General features: G+C 64.5%; 13 protein-coding genes. 10 read left to right on the plus strand and 3 right to left on the minus strand.

Annotated elements, in window-relative coordinates; genetic code table 11:
• The first annotated feature begins 89 nt into the window (after window positions 1-89).
• Window positions 90-983 (plus strand): LysR family transcriptional regulator, encoded by an 894-nt coding sequence (locus A6A05_RS13480; protein WP_068502058.1) that lies wholly within the window; start codon window positions 90-92, stop codon window positions 981-983.
• Between the two features lie 291 nt (window positions 984-1,274).
• On the opposite strand, the gene A6A05_RS13485 is transcribed toward A6A05_RS13480, so the two are convergent.
• Both A6A05_RS13485 and A6A05_RS13490 read right to left on the minus strand, forming a co-directional pair.
• Complete coding sequence (locus A6A05_RS13485) at window positions 1,275-2,888, minus strand: hypothetical protein (RefSeq protein WP_068502061.1); 1,614 nt, start codon at window positions 2,886-2,888, stop codon at window positions 1,275-1,277.
• Between the two features lie 2 nt (window positions 2,889-2,890).
• On the minus strand, window positions 2,891-3,520 hold the full coding sequence (locus A6A05_RS13490) for a hypothetical protein (protein ID WP_068502064.1): 630 nt from the start codon (window positions 3,518-3,520) through the stop codon (window positions 2,891-2,893).
• A 359-nt stretch (window positions 3,521-3,879) separates the two neighbouring features.
• On the opposite strand from A6A05_RS13490, the gene A6A05_RS13495 reads away from it, so the two are divergent.
• From A6A05_RS13495 to A6A05_RS13535, 9 genes are all read left to right on the plus strand, one after another.
• Window positions 3,880-5,055, plus strand: a complete 1,176-nt coding sequence (locus A6A05_RS13495) for an efflux RND transporter periplasmic adaptor subunit (protein ID WP_068502068.1) — start codon at window positions 3,880-3,882, stop codon at window positions 5,053-5,055.
• Window positions 5,056-5,067: 12 nt separating this feature from the next.
• Window positions 5,068-8,223, plus strand: coding sequence for an efflux RND transporter permease subunit (locus A6A05_RS13500; protein WP_068502070.1), 3,156 nt, complete (start codon window positions 5,068-5,070; stop codon window positions 8,221-8,223).
• Window positions 8,224-8,329: 106 nt separating this feature from the next.
• Window positions 8,330-10,996: a response regulator gene (locus A6A05_RS13505; RefSeq protein WP_082910956.1), complete on the plus strand. Its 2,667-nt coding sequence runs from the start codon at window positions 8,330-8,332 to the stop codon at window positions 10,994-10,996.
• Between the two features lie 246 nt (window positions 10,997-11,242).
• Entirely contained in the window at window positions 11,243-11,530 is a 288-nt protein-coding gene (gatC, locus tag A6A05_RS13510) for an Asp-tRNA(Asn)/Glu-tRNA(Gln) amidotransferase subunit GatC (protein WP_068502076.1), read from the plus strand.
• Window positions 11,531-11,666: 136 nt separating this feature from the next.
• Entirely contained in the window at window positions 11,667-13,139 is a 1,473-nt protein-coding gene (gene gatA, locus A6A05_RS13515) for an Asp-tRNA(Asn)/Glu-tRNA(Gln) amidotransferase subunit GatA (protein ID WP_068502078.1), read from the plus strand.
• A 1-nt stretch (window position 13,140) separates the two neighbouring features.
• A complete protein-coding gene (gatB, locus tag A6A05_RS13520) occupies window positions 13,141-14,598 on the plus strand; it encodes an Asp-tRNA(Asn)/Glu-tRNA(Gln) amidotransferase subunit GatB (protein ID WP_068502081.1) in 1,458 nt (485 codons plus the stop codon).
• An 89-nt stretch (window positions 14,599-14,687) separates the two neighbouring features.
• Complete coding sequence (locus A6A05_RS13525) at window positions 14,688-15,113, plus strand: NUDIX hydrolase (protein WP_068502084.1); 426 nt, start codon at window positions 14,688-14,690, stop codon at window positions 15,111-15,113.
• Between the two features lie 74 nt (window positions 15,114-15,187).
• Window positions 15,188-15,832: a DUF47 domain-containing protein gene (locus A6A05_RS13530; RefSeq protein ID WP_068502087.1), complete on the plus strand. Its 645-nt coding sequence runs from the start codon at window positions 15,188-15,190 to the stop codon at window positions 15,830-15,832.
• 4 nt (window positions 15,833-15,836) lie between these two features.
• A complete protein-coding gene (locus A6A05_RS13535) occupies window positions 15,837-16,835 on the plus strand; it encodes an inorganic phosphate transporter (protein ID WP_068502090.1) in 999 nt (332 codons plus the stop codon).
• A gap of 64 nt (window positions 16,836-16,899) precedes the next feature.
• Here A6A05_RS13535 and A6A05_RS13540 read toward each other — a convergent pair whose 3' ends face one another.
• Window positions 16,900-17,673 carry a phage tail protein gene (locus A6A05_RS13540; RefSeq protein WP_082910957.1) on the minus strand — a complete coding sequence of 258 codons (774 nt, stop codon included), beginning with the start codon at window positions 17,671-17,673 and terminating at the stop codon, window positions 16,900-16,902.
• Window positions 17,674-17,686: the final 13 nt, after the last annotated feature.

A 17,686-nucleotide genomic window follows, 5' to 3' on the forward strand; every position in this document is an offset into this window, starting at 1 on the left:
CCGGCACAGTGTTTCCCTAACCGGCCGGCCCCATCCATGGGACCGGCCGGCAATAACGACAAGTCAGGCCGGGGGGCCTTCCAGGGATCATGGATTGGGATAAACTCAGGGTCTTCCACGCCGTGGCCGAAGCGGGCAGCTTCACCCACGCCGGAGAGGTCCTGAACCTCAGCCAGTCGGCGGTCAGCCGCCAGATCAGCGCGCTGGAAGAAAGCCTGAACCTGCCGCTGTTCCATCGCCACGCCCGCGGCCTGATCCTGACCGAGCAGGGCGAGCTGCTGTACAAGACCGCCCGCGAAATCTTTTCCAAGCTGGCCATGACCGAGGCCCTGCTGACCGAAAGCCGCGAACGGCCGCAAGGCCCGTTGAAGGTCACCACCACCGTCGCCTTCGGCAGCCTGTGGCTGACGCCGCGCATCAAGGATTTCCTGGACCTATATCCCGACATCGCCCTGACCATGGTGCTGTATGACGGCGAGTTGGACCTGGCAATGCGCGAGGCCGATGTCGCCATCCGCATGATGCCGCCGCGTCAGCCCGACCTGATCCAGCGCCATCTGCTGACCATGAATTACAACGTCTACGCCTCGCCGGAATATTTGAAGAAGCATGGCGTTCCGACCACGCCCGAGGATTTGGACAACCACCACATCATCGTCTATGGCGACGATGCGCGCGTGTCGCCGCCGGTATCCAACGTCAACTGGCTGCTGGAAGCCGGCGCCCAGCCGGCGCGGCCGCGCCACCCGGTGCTTGAGGTCAACAACATCTACGGCATCTACCGTGCGGTGAAGTCGGGCCTGGGCATCGCCGCGATGCCCGACTACCTGTCGACCGAGGCCGACGCCCTGGTCAATATCCTGCCCGAACTGAAGGGCCCCAAGGTCGACGTCTATTTCGTCTACCCGGAAGAACTGCGCCATTCCAAGCGCATCACCGTCTTCCGCGACTTCCTGCTGCACAAGATTCAGGAATCCCTTTAATTCCCCCTGCCGCCAGGATGTTCTGACCATTGGTATGCGTCAAACGCATGGCATGGCTGAATTTATTTGCATAGCAACAATATGCGTTATCCCGTACATATCAGGGCACAGGTTGCTGCGGCGCAGCACCTCGCAAGTTTAGGCGGATTTTGTACCCTCCCGCCGAGTTTCCCAGGCCGTTTGCCTGGGTTTCCAGGGCCTTCGGGTCCTACGTCTCCTAGACGTGAAGCCTCCCTGTTAGACTTTACCCCCCGGTGCATAACCGGGGGGTTTCTTTTTGTGCCGGCCGGTTCACAACAAGCCCAGCCCGCGCCCGAACGAGCGGGTCAGGCCGTCGGCATCCTCGTCTTGCAGGACGGAGCCGAACGCCTGCGTCGTCTTGGGGCCGATCCAGTTGTCCACCTTCAGCGGTTCCCAGTCGTCGCGTTTGCGCGAGCCGAGATCGTTGAGGGTTTCCTGCAACACCCCGCCCTCCACCTTGGGCGTTTTGTCGTCGCCTGATCCCCGGAACAGCGGGCCGAAGATGGAATGGGTCTTGTCCTCCAGCCCGTCCGGGTTGCCGTTCTTCTGGGCATTGCGGGCGAAGGTGTTGAAGCGGCCGAGCGCCAGGCCATCCTCGACCTTGGCGGGGCCGAGGCGGGCGGTGGCGTGCTTCAGGGCGAAGTCGGTCTGCGGGCCGTACTTGCCGTCCTCGTCCACCGGACCCAGTCCGGTATAGGGGCCATAGGCCGGCGAGCGTTTGGGCAACGGGTTGGATGCGTTCAGCATGTTGAGACCGCGCTGCAACCCGGTCACTGCGTTCGCATAGCCGTCGCTGCCGGCGGCGTCGGCCACCTTGGAGCCGATGCGGGCGGTGGCCTGCCACAGATCCTCGCCGTTCGGCGTGGTGTGCGGGCTGGGCTGCTCGGGGATCGGGCGGATGGGCGTCTGCTCGATGGGCTTGCCGCCGTCATATTGTTGCGGGCCGTCGCCGTACATGGCGGCGTGCCAGTCCTGCACCTTCTCGTAGGTGTGGTATTTCAGCGGATCGCCCGAGCGATGCCCGCGATAATCGCCCTGGGCGTGGTTGATCATGTCCATCATCTCGGGCTGGGTCAGGTTCTCGACCGGCTTCAAGAGCGCCGCGCGGCCGGGATTGTCCACCGGCTTGCCCGCCATCTCCACCATCGCCGCCACCTGGGGATCGGCGGGGCCTTCGGACTGCTTTTGTTCCGGCTCTGGTGCCGACGCAGGTTCCGCCGGGGCGGAATCAGCCGTGACGGTGTCGCTGCCAGCCCCGCCAAGCAGGGTGCCATTCCCCGCCCCGGCGACCAGGGTGTCGTTATCGTCGGCTCCATCCTCCAGCGCTCCAGCCTGCGGGTTCTTCTTAGGTGACGTGCCGCCGGGCGCTGGCGGGGCAGCCTTGTCGTTGGAGTGGTCGATGAGGGTTCCTTTTCCCTTTTCCGGCCCCGAGCTTTCATACTCCCGAATGGCCCCCATGAATTTGTCGTATTCTTCGGCAGACAATTCATCGACCTTCTTCGATGTGTCTATCCCCGTCTTCTGTTTTATGAACTCAAGATAGGCCTTGGTGTTGTTCTCGTTCGGTGGCGCATAGAGATGCATCGCCTCGGAGATGGTCGTTCCTTTGTATTTCCTATCGACCTTCATCAGTTTCGTCTTGGCACCCAAGCCGTCCTCCCGCTCTGGGAAGACCGCAAAGGTCCCGTCCGAACCGATAGCACCCAGCTTGTCCTTGAAAAATTCCGGATCGCGCTTGCCATCCCACTTGATATTGCCGGGATTGTTGTTGCGCCACGCCGCCTCACCATCGACATGCGTTTTTGTTTTGTTCCCACCCTCATCGTAGTATTCGACCACGCGCTTGCCGTTTTCCCGTCTCGTCTTAACGCTCTTGTTGCCCATTTTCATCTCCTGTCGTCACTGGTGTCTGGATTCGAAACGCCGAACTCACCTCGAAATGCCTCATTGGCACCGCAATAGGCCTTCTTGGACCTCACCTCGCCGACCAAGCGAAAAGCGATGCCGACGAAGTTCTGAACCTCGTCATCACCGACATCCTTGGCCCGAAGCCATTTGAACACCCGGAACGTGAACGGCCGTTCGTCACCGAACCCTTCGCCTGTTTCGCGTTCGGCGATCACGGCCAGGGTTTCAGTCTTTGGCGCCTTGCCGTGGGTGAAGAGGCGGAGGTCCCGCAAAATGCAGTCCGCACCTTCGTGGGTAACAATGCTCTCAAATCCGTGGGGCTGATCCCGCCTGCCGTCAATGAAAGGAACCAGATGCCAATCGGGCCCCTCGTAGCGGAAGGGGTCGTTGGAACCCAGGTGTCGCTGGATGCTGTAGACAGAGGCGCTATGGGGGCCGTTTATCTCCCACCGCGACTTCACCACCAGATCCTTGCGTCCGTCCCCGTCCAGATCGACCCAATTAGGACCGTGGGTGATAGGCACCAAGTCCTTGGCATCGAGACGCGGAAGACGGTCGGCGGCAGAGAGATGTTGCGACGTCAGCATCGCACAGATGAAGGCGACCATGCCCGCATGGGGCCACCCCCTAAAAAATGTCCGCACCACCACCTCCTCATGACCACGCCAAGTCGGATGGGAACAATGCAGGAACTTTGTCCGCAAGTCAAGGCCGCTCTGCTACTTCTGAGATATGTGGCCGGTCGCCATGACACCCCATGGGATAAGTGGCTTTTCATACTGAGTTGCCCTCGTGCTTATGGCCGCAACCTGACCGCCGTCAGATCACCCCGTCCCGGATGCCGAGCCGCCTTGCAAGCGCCTACAGACCAAAGAATCACCCGCCCCGCCGCCTTGGCGATTGACAGGGTTTTCAGAAGCTCACTTACTGTCCAGCTGCATTGAAACACGCTGGTTCGGGGTTGGTGATGGCGCGCTTCTTCTCTCGTCCGATCGTCGGGATCGCCTTGGTTCTGGCCACGATCCTGGGGGCGGGAATCTATTTCGCCTCGCGCCAGACCGCCCCCGCCCCCGCTTCTGCCGCCCCACAGGCCGGCGGTCCCGGCGGTGCGCCGCCGGTGACGGTGTCGGCCCCGGTCAAGCGCTCGGTCACCGAATGGCTGGAATTCACCGGCCAGTTCGCCGCCGTCGATCATGTCGAGCTGCGCGCCCGGGTCGGCGGCTATCTGACCGACATCCACTTCGCCGACGGCCAGATGGTGCAAAAGGGCGACCTGTTGTTCACCATCGATCCCCGCCCCCATGAAATCGCCCTGGCCTCGGCCCGGGCCAAGCTGGACCAGGCATCCAGCAGCCGCGACTTCGCCGGCCGCCAATTGTCCCGCGTCGACGAGTTGCAGCGGCGCGACTACGCCCCCCAGACCCTGCTGGACCAGCGCCAGACCGAGTCCAAAGGCGCCGGCGCCGCCGCCGAAGCCGCCCGTGCCGCCGTGCGCGAGGCCGAGTTGAACCTGCAATTCACCCGCATCACCGCCCCGGTGTCGGGCCGGGTGGGTGCGCGCCAGATCAGCATCGGCAATCTGGTGTCGGCGACCACCACGCCGACCTTGCTGACCACCATCGTCTCGCAGGACCCGCTTTACTTCACCTTCGACATGAGCGAGGCCGACCTGCTGGCCTTCCAGCGGGTACACGGCGCGGTGTCGGCCCAGGGCCAACTGGACGTGCCGGTCGAACTGCGCCTGATGGACGAGAAGGCCTGGGGCCGCAAGGGTCGCCTGACCTTCATCGACAACCAGTTGGACAAGGCCAGCGGCACCATCCGGGCGCGGGCCACCATCGCCAATACCGACAATTTCATCGCGCCCGGCGCCTTCGGCCGCATCCGCATGCCGGCCACCGCTCCGTTCGAGGCGCTGCTGCTGCCCGATGCCGCCGTGGTGACCGACCAGAACCGCAAGATCGTGATGACCGTCACCCCCGACGGCACGGTGGCGCCGCGCCCGGTCGAGATCGGCGGCCTGATCGACGGCCTGCGCATCGTCCGGTCGGGGATCGGCCCCGACGATCAGGTGGTGATCAACGGCCTGCTGCGGGCCAGACCCGGATCGAAGGTGACGGCCCAGCCCGGCACCATCAAGTAGGGGGCGCCAGTCATGCGCCTTTCCCACTTCTTCATCGACCGCCCGATCTTCGCGACCGTGGTGTCGGCGCTGATCACCATCATCGGCGCCATCGCCTATTTCACCCTGCCGGTGGCGCAATACCCGGAAATCGCGCCGCCGACCATCATCGTCTCGGCATCCTATCCCGGCGCCTCGGCGCGGGTGGTGTCGGAAACGGTGGCGACGCCCCTGGAACAGCAGATCAACGGCGTCGAGAACATGCTGTACATGAGCAGCCAGGCCACCGGCGACGGCAACCTGCGGCTCACCATCACCTTCGCGCTGGGCACCAATCTCGACACCGCCCAGGTGCTGGTGCAAAACCGCGTCGCCATCGCCCAGGCCCGCCTGCCCGACGAGGTCAAGCGCATCGGCGTCACCGTGGCGAAGAACTCGCCCGACATGCTGATGGTGATCCACATCTCGTCGCCCGATGAATCGCGCGATCAGATCTATCTGTCCAATTATGCCACGCTGCAGATCATGGACGTGCTGGCCCGCCTGGACGGTGTCGGCGACGTTCGCGTGTTCGGCGCCCGCGATTATGCCATGCGGGTGTGGCTGGACCCCGACAAGGCGGCGGCGCGCAACCTGACCGGCGGCGAGGTGGTGCGCGCACTGCAATCGCAGAACGTCCAGGTCGCCGCCGGCATGCTGAACGCGCCGCCGATGCCCGATCAGGGTGCCTTCCAGTTCAGCGTGCAGACCCAAGGCCGCCTGACCGAGCCGGCCCAGTTCGGCAACGTCATCGTCAAGACCGATGCCGAAGGCCGCGTCACCCGCCTGAAGGACATCGCCCGCATCGAGTTGGGAGCCCAGGATTACAGCCTGAACGGCTATCTCGACCGCCGCCCGGCGGTTCCGGTCGCGGTGTTCCAGCGCCCCGGTTCCAACGCGCTGGCCACCGCCGAGCGCCTGTTGAAGAAGATGGAGGAGCTGTCGAAGGCCTTCCCGCCCGGGGTGCGCTATGACGTGCCCTACAACCCCACCCAGTTCATCGCCCAGTCGGTGTCGGCGGTCAACACCACCATCTTCGAGGCCATGGCCCTGGTGGTGGTGGTGGTCGTGCTGTTCCTGCAGACCTGGCGGGCCTCGGTGGTGCCGGTGGTGGCGATCCCTGTGTCGCTGGTCGGTACCTTCGCGGTGCTGTCGGCGCTGGGCTATTCGCTCAACAACCTGTCGCTGTTCGGGCTGGTGCTGGCGGTCGGCATCGTCGTCGATGACGCCATCGTCGTGGTGGAAAACGTCGAGCGCAACATCCGCGAGGGCATGAGCCCCCGCAACGCCGCCCACGTCACCATGGACGAGGTGGGGTCCGCGCTGATCTCGATCGCCCTGGTGCTGTGCGCGGTGTTCATCCCCGCCGCCTTCATCCCCGGCATCTCGGGCGCCTTCTTCAAGCAATTCGCCGTGACCATCTCGGCCTCGACCATCATCTCACTGATCGTATCACTCACCTTATCCCCAGCCCTGTGCGCATTGCTGTTCCAGGCCCATCACGCCGAGCCCAAGCTGTCCGGGCCGGCCTGGACCCACCCTGTGCACAATTTCTTCGCCGCCTTCAACAAAGGCTTCGACCGCCTGGCCGGCGGCTATGGCAGCCTGACCCGCAAGGTGCTGCGGATGAGTGTCTTGATGCTGGTTCTCTATGGTGGACTGATCGGTGTGGCCGGGTGGCAGTTCGCCACCACGCCCAAGGGCTTCATCCCAGACCAGGACCAGGGCTACCTGATCAACATCGTGCAATTGCCGGCCGGCTCGTCCCTGGCCCGCACCGACAAGGTGGTCCGCCAGGCGGTCGAGATCATGCTGGCCACCCCCGGAATCGCCCATGCGGTGCCGTTCGCCGGACTGGACGCCTCGACCTTCACCAACGCCTCGAACGCGGCGGCGATCTTCGTGCCGCTGAAAAGCTTCGAGGAACGGGCCGCGCAAGGGCTGCATTCGTCGGTCATCGCCGCCGATCTGAAGAAGCGCATGGGGGCGATCCAAGAGGCGATGATCATCACCGTGCAGCCGCCGCCGGTGCGCGGCATCGGCAGTGCCGGCGGCTTCAAGATGATCTTGCAAGACAAGGCCGGGCGCGGATCGAAGGCGCTGGAAGAGGTTGCCGTCGACATGATGATGGCGGCCAACAAGGTGCCGGGCCTGATGAACGTCTTCACCCTTTACAACACCCGCACCCCGAACGTCTTCGCCGATCTCGACCGGGTTCGCTCCCAGATGCTGGGCGTGCCGGCCGACCGCGTCAACGAGGCGCTGCAGGTCTATCTGGGCTCGGTGTTCGTCAACGAATTCAACTTCCTCGGCCGCACCTACCGGGTCACCGCCCAGGCCGATTCCCCGTTCCGCGACGACATCCGCGACATCGCCACGCTGAAGGTCAGGAACGACAAGGGCCAGATGGTGCCCATCGGCTCGGTGGCGTCGTTCAATTACGACACCGGCCCCTACCGCGTGCCGCGCTATAACCTGTACCCGGCAGCCGAGTTGCAAGGTGCTGCGATGCCCGGCTATTCCTCGGGCTATGCGCTGGATGCCATGCGCACCTTGGCCAATGAACGGCTGCCGGAAGGGTTCGGCTTCGAATGGACCGAACTGGCCTTGCAGGAAATCCTGGCCGGCAATAACGGTCTTTTGGTGTTCGCCGCCTCGGTGTTGTTCGTCTTCCTGCTGCTAGCCGCCCAGTACGAAAGCTGGTCCTTGCCGCTGGCGGTGGTACTGATCGTTCCGATGTGCCTGCTGGCCGGCATTTCCGGCCTGCTGGTGCGCGGCCTGCCCATCAACATCCTGGCCCAGATCGGCTTCATCGTGCTGATCGGACTGGCGGCCAAGAACGCCATCCTGATCGTCGAGTTCGCCCGTCAGGCCGAAAGCGTCGACGGCATGAACCGGATCGACGCCGCCGTGCATGCCGCCCGCACCCGCTTGCGGCCGATCCTGATGACCTCGCTGGCCTTCGTGCTGGGCGTCGCACCGCTGGTGTGGGGTATCGGCGCCGGTGCCGAGATGCGCCAGTCGTTGGGGACCGCGGTGTTTTCGGGAATGCTGGGCGTCACCTTGTTCGGCCTGATCTTCACGCCGATCTTCTATGTGGTGATCCGCGCCATGGTGGCCCGCTGGTACGGCCGCGAGCATCCCCACTAAGCTCACAGGCCATTCATCGGCGGTTCGCCTTCGCGCGATAGGCTATTCATACTTCCGGGTTATAAAGGCATCATTGAGTTTGGCCTCGCGAGCCGGAAAGACGGGGATGCGGACAAGATATCGGGCAACAGCGACCTTCGCCCTGACCGGACTGACGATGCTGCTGGTGGCGTTCTTCGCCACCATGACCATCAGCCTGCGCATGGCCTTGAACGGCATCGAAACCTCGTCGGTCGCCGCCAACCATTCTTTGTCGCACAGCTTCCTTAACCTGACCTGGCCGCTGGTGCGCCCGCTGCTGCCGCCCCCCGATAGCCGCACGCCCGCGATCCTGCGCGAATGGCCGGACAACGACTATATCGACGAATTGATGCGCCGCTTCGCCCGGCGCTCGGACATCATCAAGGTGGTGGTTTACGATCCCACCGGCATCACCCTTTATTCCACCAACCGCGAGCAGATCGGTGCCGACAAGTCGATGTACCCGGGCTTCTTGCAGGCTCGCTCGGGCCAGATGTCGGCCGAAATGTCGTTCCGCAAAAGCTTCATGGCCGCCGAAGGCGAACTCACCAACCGCCATGTGGTCGGCAGCTATGTCCCGGTGCTGACCGATCAAGGCGAGGTCGAGGCGATCGTCGAGATCTATTCCGACCGCACCAATTCGGTCGAGGCCGCCAAGGACGAGCAGCAATCGCTGGGTTTCGGCCTGGCCGGTATGTTCCTGACGGTCTATGGCGTGCTGGTGGTCGTGGTATGGCGCCTTGACCGGGAGCAGCAGCAAAAAGCCCTGCAATTGACCCAGCTGGCCGACGAGAACGCCACCGCGCGCGCCGCCGCCGAAAGCGCCACCCGCGCGAAATCCGAGTTCCTGGCCACCATGAGCCACGAGATCAGGACGCCGATGAACGGGGTGATCGGCATGACCGGTCTGCTGCTCGACACGCCATTGACGGCCGAGCAGCGCCATTTCGCCGAAACCATCCGCGAATCGGGCGAATCGCTGCTGACGGTGATCAACGACATCTTGGATTTCTCGAAGATGGAGGCCGGCAAGTTCGACATCGACGACACCGAGTTCGAACTGGTACCGCTGATCGAAAGCGTGGTCGATATCTTGTCGCCGCGCGCCCACGCCAAGGGCATCGACATCACCTGCCAACTGGACACAGCGGTCAGCCTGATGGTCCAGGGCGACCCCAGCCGCCTGCGCCAGATCCTGATGAACCTGGCCGGCAATGCGGTGAAGTTCACCCAGTCCGGCACGGTGCGCATCGAAGCCGCCATCGAGATTGCCGACGAAAACCGCCCGACCTTCCGCTTCGCCGTCCACGACACCGGCATCGGCATTCCCGCCGAGGCCCAGGCCCGGCTGTTCTCGATGTTCACCCAGGTCGATTCCTCGACGGCGCGCCGCTTCGGCGGCACCGGACTGGGCTTGGCCATCTCGAAGCGCCTGACCGAGCTGATGGGCGGCACCATCGGCCTGGACAGCGAGGAAGGCAAGGGCAGCACCTTCTGGATCCACCTGCCCTTGACCAAGAAGGGCGAAGTGGCCCCCTCCACCGCCGAGTTGGCCGGAAAGAGGGTCCTGGTGGTCGATGACAACCCGGCCAATTGCGAAATTCTGGTCCGGCAATTGCGGTCGGCCGGCATGACGGCTGAGGCCAAGCCCACCGGCAACGAGGCCTTCGCCACCCTGGTGATGTCGGCAATGACGGCAACGCCGTGGGACGCGGCCCTGATCGACCTGCGGATGCCCGACATCACCGGGCCCGACCTGATCCGTTTGATCCGCTCGGAACCGACCATCCGCGACGTACGCCTGATCCTGACCTCGTCGCAGGGAGGATTGCGCGACGACAAGGTGGCGGCGATGATTGACGGCTTCCTGCACAAGCCGCTGCACCAGGGCGCGGTCATCCATGCGCTGGAAAGCGTCCTGTCGGACCGAGGACGCAACGATCCGACCATCATGGCCGCACCGGCGGCGGGACCGGCGGCGGCCGAATGCGCGCTTCGCATCCTGGTCGCCGAGGACAATCCGGTCAATCAGCAGGTCGCCACCGGCTTGCTGCGCAAGCTGGGCCATTTCGTCGATGTCGCCAGCGATGGCCAGGAAGCGGTCGAGGCGGCGCGGTCGTTCCCCTATGACCTGATCCTGATGGACGTGCAGATGCCGGAGATGGACGGCCTGGAAGCCACCCGCGTCATTCGCGGCCTGCCTCTGCCGGCGGCGGCCATCCCGATCGTCGCCATGACCGCCAACGCCATGCAGGGCGACGACCAGATTTGTCTGGCCGCCGGCATGAACGGCTATATCAGCAAGCCGATCGACCGGACCAAGCTGATCGAGCTTCTGGCCCGCTACGCCCAGTTGCCGCCCAGCCTGTGCCGACCGGCCGAGACGAACGTTCCGGCCGCTTCCGAGCGTGTCGATTTCGCAGCACTAACCTCGCTGGCCGAGGACCTTGACACCGACACCGTGGCCGGATTGCTGACCGGCCTACGCGCCGACGCCATCCACCGGGCCGAGGAGATCGTGCGGGCTCGCCAGGCCGGCGATTGCGACACCGTGCGCCGCCAGGCCCACACCATCAAGGGCGCCGCTTCGAACCTGGGCCTGATCGCACTGACCGAGGCGGCGCGCGAAGCCGAGGATTGTGCCCGCGCCGGCCGGATCGATGCCGAGGCGCTGGACCGGCTGGCTGCCGCCGTCGCCGCCATCGACGCCGACCTGGCCGGAACGCCCTTCGCGCTGCCGACCCAGGCTTAGACCACCCTGCGCCAAGCGTGGCGCTGTGTGATCTAATATTTTGATTGCCCCTCTGCCTAAGCGTAGCCATCCGGCCGCTTGGCCGCTGTGTGCGGAGCACACGTCTGCGACTCCGCTCAATGCTCGCCAGAGCCGCGCGCCTTAGATTAAAGGCGCGCGGCTCTAAGGTTGCACCTGAAAGGACCGGGTGCTAACGTCCCGACCGTTTTACCGCACCTTTTAAAGTTTGCCGGAGTATCCCCTCGCATGTCGCTGGACAAAGGCACCGTGCGCGCCATCGCTGAATTGGCCCGCATCGACGTCCCCGAAGACGAACTGGATCATCTGGCCGGCGAATTGTCCGGCATCCTGACCTTCGTCGAGCATCTGTCGGAAGTGAATACCGACGGAATCGCCCCGATGAACTCGGTGGCCGACCTTGGCCTGCCGATGCGCGCCGACATCGTCACCGACGGCAACCAGGCCGAGGCTGTGCTGGCCAACGCCCCCGATGCCATGGACGGCTTCTTCACCGTGCCGAAGGTGGTGGAATGATGGAGCGTAGCGACTGGGCCCCGCCGGCTTCGCCGGCATTCATCGGATGCGTGCTTCGCACGCAGGCCCCGCGAGCCAATGCGAGCGTAAGCCCAGCGCGCGGATGCGCGCGCCCGGCGTTTGAGGGCCAAACAAAATGACCAACCTCACCAAGCTCACCATCGCCGGCGCGCTGAACGGCCTGTCCAAGGGCGAGTTCACTGCCGAGGAACTGACCGAGGCCCACATCAAGGCCACCGAGGCCAAGCGTGCCTTGAACGCCTTCATCACCGAAACGCCGGACATGGCCCGCGACCAGGCCAAGGAATCCGACGCCCGGCGCCAGGCCGGCAAGGCCGGCGCGCTGGACGGCATTCCGCTGGGCATCAAGGATCTGTTCTGCACCAAGGGCGTGCTGACCAGTGCGGCCAGCCACATCCTGGACGGCTTCACGCCCCAATACGAATCCACCGTCACCGCCAATCTGAAGGCGGCCGGCGCGGTATCCTTGGGCAAGCTGAACCTGGACGAGTTCGCCATGGGCTCGTCCAACCTGACCAGCTATTACGGCGGCGCCGTCAATCCCTGGACCAAGACATCCGATCCGTCGGCCAAGCTGGTGCCCGGCGGCTCGTCGGGCGGTTCGGCGGCGGCCGTGGCGGCGCGCATGGTCATGGGCGCCACCGGCACCGATACCGGCGGCTCGATCCGCCAGCCCGCCGCCTTCTGCGGCATCACCGGCATCAAGCCGACCTATGGCCGCTGCTCGCGCTGGGGCGTGGTCGCCTTCGCCAGCTCGCTGGACCAGCCCGGCCCGATGGCCCGCACCGTGGAAGATTGCGCCCTGCTGCTGGGCGCCATGGCCGGCCATGATCCCAAGGATTCCACCTCGGCCCCGGTCGCGGTGCCCAACTTCGCTGCCGCGCTGACCGGCGACATTCGCGGCCTGAAGGTCGGCATCCCGCAGGAATACCGCCCCGACGGCCTGAACGCCGAGGTGTCGCAGGCGTGGGAGCAGGGAATCCAGTGGCTGAAGGATGCCGGCGCCACCCCGGTCGAGATCAGCCTGCCGCACACCAAGTACGCCCTGCCGGTCTATTACATCGTCGCCCCGGCCGAGGCCTCGTCGAACCTGGCCCGCTATGACGGCGTGCGCTTTGGGCTGCGCGTGCCCGGTACCTCGCTGGACGACATGTACAAGAAGACCCGCGCCGCCGGTTTTGGCAAGGAAGTGCGCCGGCGCATCATGATCGGCACCTACGTCCTGTCGGCCGGCTATTACGACGCCTATTACGCCAAGGCCCAGAAGGTGCGCCGCCTGATCGCCGAGGATTTCACCAAGGCGTTCCAGACCGTCGATGTCATCTTGACCCCGACCGCGCCGTCGGCCGCCTTCGGCATGACCGAGACCACCGACGATCCGGTGACCATGTGGCTGAACGACGTGTTCACCATCCCGACCAGCCTGGCCGGCCTGCCCGGCCTGTCCTTGCCGGTCGGCCTGAACTCGGATGGGCTGCCGCTGGGCCTGCAATTGATCGGGCGCCCATTCGACGAGGAAACTTTGTTCAAGGTCGCCGGCGTGATGGAGACAGCCGCGTCCTTTACCGCCGTGCCGGAGGGTGTGTGAGATGGCTTACGTGATCCAGGGCGAGACCGGCGATTGGGAACTGGTCATCGGGCTTGAGGTGCACGCGCAAGTCATCTCGAAGGCCAAGCTGTTTTCCGGCGCCGCCACCGAGTTCGGCGCCGAGCCCAACAGCCAGGTCAGCTTCGTCGATGCCGGCTTTCCCGGCATGCTGCCGGTGATCAACGCGCTCTGCGTCGAGCAGGCGGTGCGCACCGGCCTGGGCCTGAAGGCCCAGATCAACCTGACATCCGTGTTCGCCCGTAAGAACTATTTCTATGCCGACCTGCCGCAGGGCTATCAGATCAGCCAGTATGAACTGCCGATCGTCGGCGAGGGTACACTGCTGATCGACCTGCCCGACGGCACGACCAAGGCGGTGGGCATCGAGCGCCTGCATCTGGAACAAGATGCCGGCAAGTCGATGCACGACCAGCACCCGACCAAGTCGTTCATCGACCTGAACCGTTCGGGCGTGGCCTTGATGGAAATCGTCTCGAAGCCCGACATGCGCAGCCCGGAAGAAGCCGGTGCCTATCTGACCAAGCTGCGCACTATCCTGCGCTATCTGGAAACCTGCGACGGCAACATGCAGGAAGGCAGCATGCGCTGCGACGCCAACGTCTCGGTCCGCCCGGTCGGCGAGCAGGGCCTGCGCACCCGCTGCGAGATCAAGAACGTCAACTCGATCCGCTTCGTCCAGCAGGCCATCGAATACGAGGCCCGGCGCCATATCGACGTCTACGAATCGGGCGGCGACATCCGCCAGGAAACCCGGCTGTTCGATTCCGGCAAGGGCGAGACCCGCTCGATGCGGTCGAAGGAACACGCCCACGATTACCGCTATTTCCCCGACCCCGACCTGCTGCCCCTGGTGATCGGGCAGAATTTCGTCGATGGCATCAAGGCCACCCTGCCCGAACTGCCCGACGACAAGAAGGCCCGCTTCATGGCCGATTTCGGCCTGAACGCCTATGATGCCGGCGTGCTGGTGGCCGAGCGCGCCTCGGCCGACTTCTTCGAGGAGGTCGCCAAGGGCCGCGATTCCAAGATGGCCGCCAACTGGATCATGGGCGACTTCTTCGCCACCATGAATTCCGGCGATTATTCGTGGGAGAAGCCGCCGGTCACCGCCGCCAACCTGGGCGGCATGATCGACCTGATCAAGGACGGCACCATCTCGACCCGCCTGGCCAAGGACGTCTTCATCTTCATGGTGGAATCCGGCAAGAGCCCGGCCGCCATCGTCGAGGAAAAGGGCCTGAAGCAGGTCACCGACACCGGCGCCATCGAGAAGGCCATCGACGAGGTGTTCGCCGCCAACCCCGACAAGGTGGCCGAGGTCAAGGGCGGCAAGGACAAGCTGATGGGCTGGTTCGTCGGCCAGGTGATGAAGGCCACCCAGGGCAAGGCCAACCCAGCCATGCTGAATGAATTGATCGCCAAGAAGTTCAAGGAGTAGCATTCTAGGGAGGGGCGCGAAGTTTCTTGACTCAGGTCATAAAACTGTCACAAACGCCCTTCCCTTTCTCCTGCCTCGGCGGTCCCTCGTTGCCAGCCCACAGCCAAGGAATCCAATTCGCCGCGCTTCCTTACAAGGTCGAGGACGGCAAGGCGTTGGTCATGCTGGTCACCTCGCGTGAGACCAAGCGGTGGATTCTGCCCAAGGGCCAGCCGGAAAAGGACCTGAAGCCGCACGAGGTGGCCAAGGCCGAAGCCTATGAAGAGGCCGGCCTGAAGGGCAGCATCGCCAAGAAGGCCTTCGCCTCCTTCGCCAGCACCAAGCGGCTGAAAAGCGGCACCGAGCGCCCGGTCCTGGTCAAGGTCTACCTGCTCCGCGTCGAGGCCGAGCGCGGCACCTGGCCCGAGCAAAACCAGCGCGAACGCCGCTGGTTCACCCCCGCCGAGGCCGCCACCATCGTCGGCGAGCCCGAATTGGTGCCGATCCTGCTGGATTTCGGCTCGCGCTGGGCCTGACTCGCTGCATCGCGGGAAGACGAATGCCGACCAATGTGATATGACGATTTTGTGACACCATCACGGGGACAGCCATGTTTCTTCGCCTGCTTCGCAAGCTCATGCCGAAGGAAGAGCAATTCGTCGAGAATTTCACCGCCCATGCCGCCTGCATGGTGTCGGGCGCCCAGGCGCTGACGGCGATGATGCAGGCGTCTGGCCCCGACCGCGACGCCAAGTTCAAGGAAGTCTGCACCATCGAAGGCCAGGCCGACGCCATCGCCCGCGACACCTTGGTCTCGCTGCACAAGGCCTTCATCACCCCGTTCGACCGTTCCGACATCCACGCGCTTTCGACCGCCCTGGACGACGCCATCGACCTGATCGAGGAAGTGGCCCAGCGCGCCGCTCTGTACCGGCTGGAGACCTTCAGCCCGCGCATGCTGGAACTGGCGGCGATGATCGAGAAGTCGGCCGTGCTGCTGACCCAGGCCATCCCGCTGCTGCACGACGTCAACCGCAACGTCGCCACCATCAACGGCCTGTGCGAGCAGGTCGGCAAGATCGAAAGCGACGCCGACCGTCTGCTTCGCACCGCTCTGTCGGAACTGATCGCCAATGGGCCGTCCTCGATCGAGTTCCTGGGCCGCAAAGAGGTCTATGAACTGCTGGAGACGGTCACCGACCGTTGCGACGATGTCGCCGACCTGATCGAAGGCATCCTTCTGGATCACGTGTGATCCCATGGACGCGGTCACGCTCAGCCTGCCGGCCCTGATCGCCATCATCGTGGTGGCGCTGGCCTTCGACTTCATCAACGGCCTGCACGACGCCGCCAACTCGATCGCCACCGTGGTCTCGACCCGGGTGCTGCCGCCGAAATACGCCGTCGCCTGGGCCGCCTTCTTCAACTTCATCGCCTTCCTGTTCTTCGGCCTGCATGTGGCCAAGACCGTCGGCACCGGCATCGTCCAGCCCAGCGTCGTCGATCCGTTCATCATCCTGGCCGCCCTGGTCGGCGCCATCTTCTGGAACCTGTTCACCTGGTGGCTGGGCTTCCCGTCATCGTCGTCGCACGCCTTGATCGGCGGCCTGGCCGGTGCGGCGATCGCCAAGGCCGGTCTGGGCGGGCTGTCCAGCGCCGGCTTCACCAAGACGGCGCTGGCCATCGTCGGCTCGCCGTTGTCGGGCTTCATGCTGGCGGTGATGCTGATGATCCTGGTCAGCTGGGCGCTGCGCCGGGCGACGCCGTTCCTGGTCGATCGCGGATTCCGCCATTTGCAATTGGTGTCGGCTGCGCTGTATTCGCTGGGTCACGGCGGCAACGACGCCCAGAAGACCATGGGCATCATCGCCGTCCTGCTGTTTTCGCAAGGCTATCTGGGCGACAGCTTCTATGTGCCGTTCTGGGTGGTGATGGCGGCGCAGACCGCCATGGGCCTGGGCACCTTGATGGGCGGCTGGCGCATCGTCAAGACCATGGGCTCGAAGATCACCGACCTGAAGCCGTTCCAGGGCTTCTGCGCCGAAACCGCCGGGGCCATGACCCTGTTCGGCGCCACTTGGCTGGGCATTCCGGTTTCCACCACCCACACCATCACCGGCGCCATCGTCGGCGTCGGCTCGATCAGGCGGGCCAGTGCGGTGCGCTGGGGCCTGGCCGCCAACATCGTGGTCGCCTGGGTCTGCACCATCCCCGCCGCCGGCCTGGTCGCCGCCTGCTTCTATTGGCTGGTGACGTAAGCCCAAAAAAAGGGCGGCGCGAGGGCCATCGCCTCGCGCAGCCCCTTTCGGGAAACGACAATTCCTAGTTCGGGTTAACCGGGAAAATTCCGGTGACCGCGACGCAGGCGGTCATGGCCAGTTCGGGAGGAATCATGTTGATCACCATGTTCTTGAACTCGGCTCCATTCTGGTAGCCGCCGGCGATGGAATTGACCACCGTGGGTCCGCCCGCAGTCGATGGCAGCCCGCTAAGGGCAATGGAAATTCCGCCGACATTGACCGGATTGGTCATGGTCCCGGTCCAGGTCTTCCTGGCCGACGGGCCTCCGCCCGGCGAACCGGCCAGATAGGGATAGGCATCCGACGGCACCGCCGCCGCCGCCGCGGTGTTGTTGCTGACGACCTGCAGCTTGGGTTGCAAAGTGACCGGCGTGACCTGGCCGGTGAAGGTCGCAGCGTGGGTATGGGCCGGCATTTGCGCCTGGGTCAGTGCCAGCGATTCGACGCCGCGCAGTTGCCCCAGATTGACTTTGGACGGCACGTTGGGATCGGCGGGGGAGACTAGACCGGCCCCCACCGGCGCGCGCGACAACAGGTTGGGCAGGCCGAAGGTGGTGCCGCCATTGCCGCCATAGATGTTGCCGTACAACGCAAACAATGCCTGATAATCATTGACGTTCACGACCCGGCCATCGGCGGGAAGAAAGCCAACCGGGCAGAACTTTTCCGCAACGAAACACACGGTTCCCATATAGGGCTGCGCGTCGCAGGCCAGGGCCGGATTTGCCGCACCGAAGGCACCTGCGGCCACCGCCGCGGCCAGCACCCGGAACGATAGGGCTTTGCTGCTTGTCATGGATGATCTCCTG

It is taken from the genome of Magnetospirillum moscoviense, from assembly GCF_001650635.1.
GTDB classification, from domain to species: domain Bacteria; phylum Pseudomonadota; class Alphaproteobacteria; order Rhodospirillales; family Magnetospirillaceae; genus Magnetospirillum; species Magnetospirillum moscoviense.